At 32.8% G+C, this 3,777-nt stretch carries 2 protein-coding genes; one reads left to right on the top strand and one right to left on the bottom strand.

The features are described from left to right. Positions 1–2,451 (top strand): pentapeptide repeat-containing protein (locus F6K22_RS35235; RefSeq protein ID WP_293109167.1); only part of this gene is annotated, 2,451 nt, incomplete at its 5' end. 386 nt (positions 2,452–2,837) lie between these two features. On the opposite strand, the gene F6K22_RS35230 is transcribed toward F6K22_RS35235, so the two are convergent. After that, positions 2,838–3,080 carry a hypothetical protein gene (locus tag F6K22_RS35230; protein ID WP_293109165.1) on the bottom strand — a complete coding sequence of 81 codons (243 nt, stop codon included), beginning with the start codon at positions 3,078–3,080 and terminating at the stop codon, positions 2,838–2,840. Positions 3,081–3,777: the final 697 nt, after the last annotated feature.

The following is a 3,777-nucleotide window of genomic DNA, read 5'->3' as shown; positions in this document are numbered from 1 at the left end:
TCTCAATATCTTGCAAAAAAGATATTAGCAGAAGACAAAAATAATCTTTTCATCCTTAAATTTGCTGTTGCCATTGGCACTATAGGAGGCACCTGTTTTCGTAATGCAAATTTAACTGATGTTGACTTTAGTCACGCTATTCTTAAAAGCACAAATTTTCGATTTGCTAATGCCACTCGCACATTCTGGCGACAAACCAAATATTTAAAATTTGCCAGAGTCGAATGCACTATATTAGAAGATATAAAAATCAGAGAATTATTAATAACTGGATGGGGAAAAGACCAAGAATATATAGCAGCAAACTTGAGGGGAGCCAATCTTGTAAGTGCGGACCTTAGTAACGCTAATTTAAAACTAGCAGATTTAGGAGAAGCTTCTCTACAAACTGCTTGTTTAAACAATGCAAATTTAACCGAAGTATTGGCAATAGGCACTAATTTTACCACTGCTCAAATGTCAGGAACTTGTTTAGAAGGTTGGAATATCGACCATACAACTATCCTCGATAATGTTGAATCAAAATATATCTATTTATTAGAGGAACCCAAACCAGAAACAGACGATAGAGAACGTCGCCCTAGTAGTGGATATTTTCGAGAGGGAGATTTAACAAAATTATTCCAAGAAGTCGTAAATACTGTGGATTTAATTTTCCGAAATGGCGTTGATTTTAAAGCTTTTATGTCTTCTTTCAAACAGGTACAGGTGGAAAACGAAGGCATCCCGATGAAAATTCAAGGTATGGAAAATAAAGGTGATGGAGTAGTAGTAATTAAAATTGATGTACCCCCAGAAACGGAGAAAGAAAAAATCCATCGGGAGTTTATGCAATTCTATGATGAAAATTTGAGAGTCCTAGAGGAAAAATATCAGAAAGAGTTGGCAAAAAGAAAAAGAAAAATTACTGTATATCCTCAACAAACTAATGAAAATGAATATCGTATGTTCTTTATGAATCAAATATTCAAAACACAAAATTCTGCTTCTGTTATTGCCAGAGAAAAATTAGTTACTATCAATTTTGAAGGAGGAAATTTTACAACAGGTTTTCCAGTTATCAGAGCTAATATTTGGTCAGAAGGTCATCCTTTACCAATTTCTTTTACCAGTAACTTACCTGCAAATTTAGAACTTCCTCAACTCTATCAAGACTGGAGAAAAAAATATGAACAATTAAGAGAAGGCTGTCGAAATTTAGGCTTGCTTACCAGAATCAAAATCAGGAAAGAGCAGACAACAAATGTGTCTCAAAAAGATATAGAAAGGCGAGTTCATAAAATAATTGGTCAGATTCATGAATTAGAGAAAGAGTGGCGACTTCTCCTCAACAACTGGTTGAACGCCCCAAATTTTAACAAAATAGAAAAGGAATTACGAACCAGATTTAATCCCTCAGATAAAGTCAGGTTAATTATCCAATCTGAAGATATTTTAATACAGCGACTTCCCTGGCATTTATGGAATTTTTGCTCAGATTATCTATTTGCTGAAACTGCTATAGGTTTGCCAGAAGCTAACCGAGTGGAAAAGTTAAATATTGCCAGGGAAAGAATCCGCATCTTAGGAATTTTTGGAGATGACAAAGGAATAAATATTGAGGCAGATAAAAAATATTTGTCTAGTCTCTCCAGGGAAGCCGAAATTGTCTCTTTATTACAACCAAGTCGCCAAAAATTAGATGAAAAATTATGGGATGAAAAAGGTTGGGATATTATTTGTTTTTCTGGTCATAGTGAAAGTGAAGCTGATGGAAGTACTGGATGTTTTTATTTAGGAAATGAAACAACAATAAGAATTGAGGAATTAGAAAATTCCCTGGTAAAAGCTATTAGTAAAGGTCTACAACTAGCCATATTTAATTCTTGCAATGGATTAGGTTTAGCTCAACAATTTGCTCAGTTACATATTCCGGCAATTATTGTCATGCGAGAAGAAGTGCCAGATGTAGTTGCCCAGAAATTTTTGAAGTATTTTCTCCAGTTATTTGCTAGTGGCAAATCTCTATATATTTCTGTGCGAGAAGCGAGGGAAAAATTACAAGTAATGGAAGATAAATTTCCTGGTGCAAGTTGGTTGCCAGTGATTTGCCAAAATTCCGCAGAAATACCTCCTACTTGGCAAAGTTTACAAATTTCTCATTCTAATTTTGAGGGTAGTTTGACAAAATTACTATCACCTATCGAAACTAAACGGTTTAAACTCCTCACATTAAAGCAAAAAAGTCTGCTTCAACAATATTATGAATTGACAAATCTCTCAGAGCTGACTAAATTTGAAACCGAACAAATGGAAAAAATACTTGAAAGAGCAGAATCAGACGATTTACTAAGTTATTGGATTGAAAAAATAGATGGCTTGATTTATGAGGATTTAGGTTTATTTACCGAAGAGAAGCTTGACTATTATGAGAAGCAAAAAACCAGGGGTAAAGAATTTTTTGTTGATTAAGATGTAAGCATTCAGTTGTCACCTATCAGCTATTAAGTTAACTCATTGTCACGTTTATCAAAGTCTTAAATAGGTAGCCCTATAAAATCTGAAACAAGTCTAATGTCATGTTCTGATAATTTAGTCAGGATGTTATAGCTAGGCAAATTAGGTTCATCCCAATAAATATCTTTTTTGTTGGGTTAACCTTTGGGAAGCTACCTAAGTTTCTCAATCAAGTCTACAAGAAACTGTTTTTCTGATTAGACATCTAGCAGACTTGATAATCAGAAGCTAAAGAAATTAATTTCTCAATTAATTCCAAAATTACTTGCTGTAAAAAATACCCTCCCAGAATATTTATATACCTGACCAAGAAACAAAACTGATTTAATTGCTCAAGAACTTTAGGTTTTATCCTCCTCCTCCTTAACTTCTTCCTGAACATCAACCTTAATTTCCTGAACAGAATCATTTCCACTATCTCTTTTATCAACATCCGTCAGAATTTTTATTCCTTGAGGAGTTATTTCAAAATGGAAAAGATACCGACCGTGAATCATGTGAATTGTTGTTAAAGCTCCGATGGAAAAAATTATAACTCCGCAAAGTGGAAAGGTAATTTGCCAGATAGAAAATTGCTGTTTCATAGAATCTTTACCTCAACTTGAGACAGATATATTTATTAGAGGGTTTCTACTGATTTAAGACTTAGCAACCTCTCTATTATCTATGTGGTTTTCTAATCTACCTTTGTGACAGTGGCGATCGCCAATTTATAATTAAACATCTCTTTTTTTCTGACGTAATTGAGCTTTAGAGCAGTTCCCAAAAATCTTTATTTGTAGGTGCATTTTGTTAGAAATATTTTCCATTTACTTCCCCTATCTCCTGAAAAAAATCTCTAATTTATCACAATTTCTAACTACTTTAAAATCTTTACTCTTCTCTACAAGTAGCGATCGCCTTCTTCCATGACTAAAATCAAAAAACAGTTTCCTGCAAGAACGTAAAAGTATAAGTAAAAAAAATAAAATTAACTCTAATTATTTTTTCTACTTATCAAAAAAATCTCTTATTTCGGCTAATTATTACAAAATATTTCACGTACTTGCGTTATTTCAGCGATTTGGTATCATCTAGATACATAGTTTATTGTGCTAATTTTGTATTTAAAAATAATAAATTTTGTCTAAAAAAAGCCACAACCTTCTATTTTTCATTAATCTAGGGTGCAATAATTTATACTCTCTTCACGGATGAATAAATATCAAAAAAACTTATTTTGAACAGGTGTCAGTACTTAAGTAATTATAACTATTGACAAATTTCCTTTTATACTTCCCA

It is taken from the genome of Okeania sp. SIO2F4, assembly GCF_010672385.1.
Taxonomy (GTDB): Bacteria; Cyanobacteriota; Cyanobacteriia; order Cyanobacteriales; family Microcoleaceae; genus Trichodesmium.
Note: the sequence above shows the minus strand (reverse complement) of the source record. Positions and strands in the feature narration are given on the sequence as shown.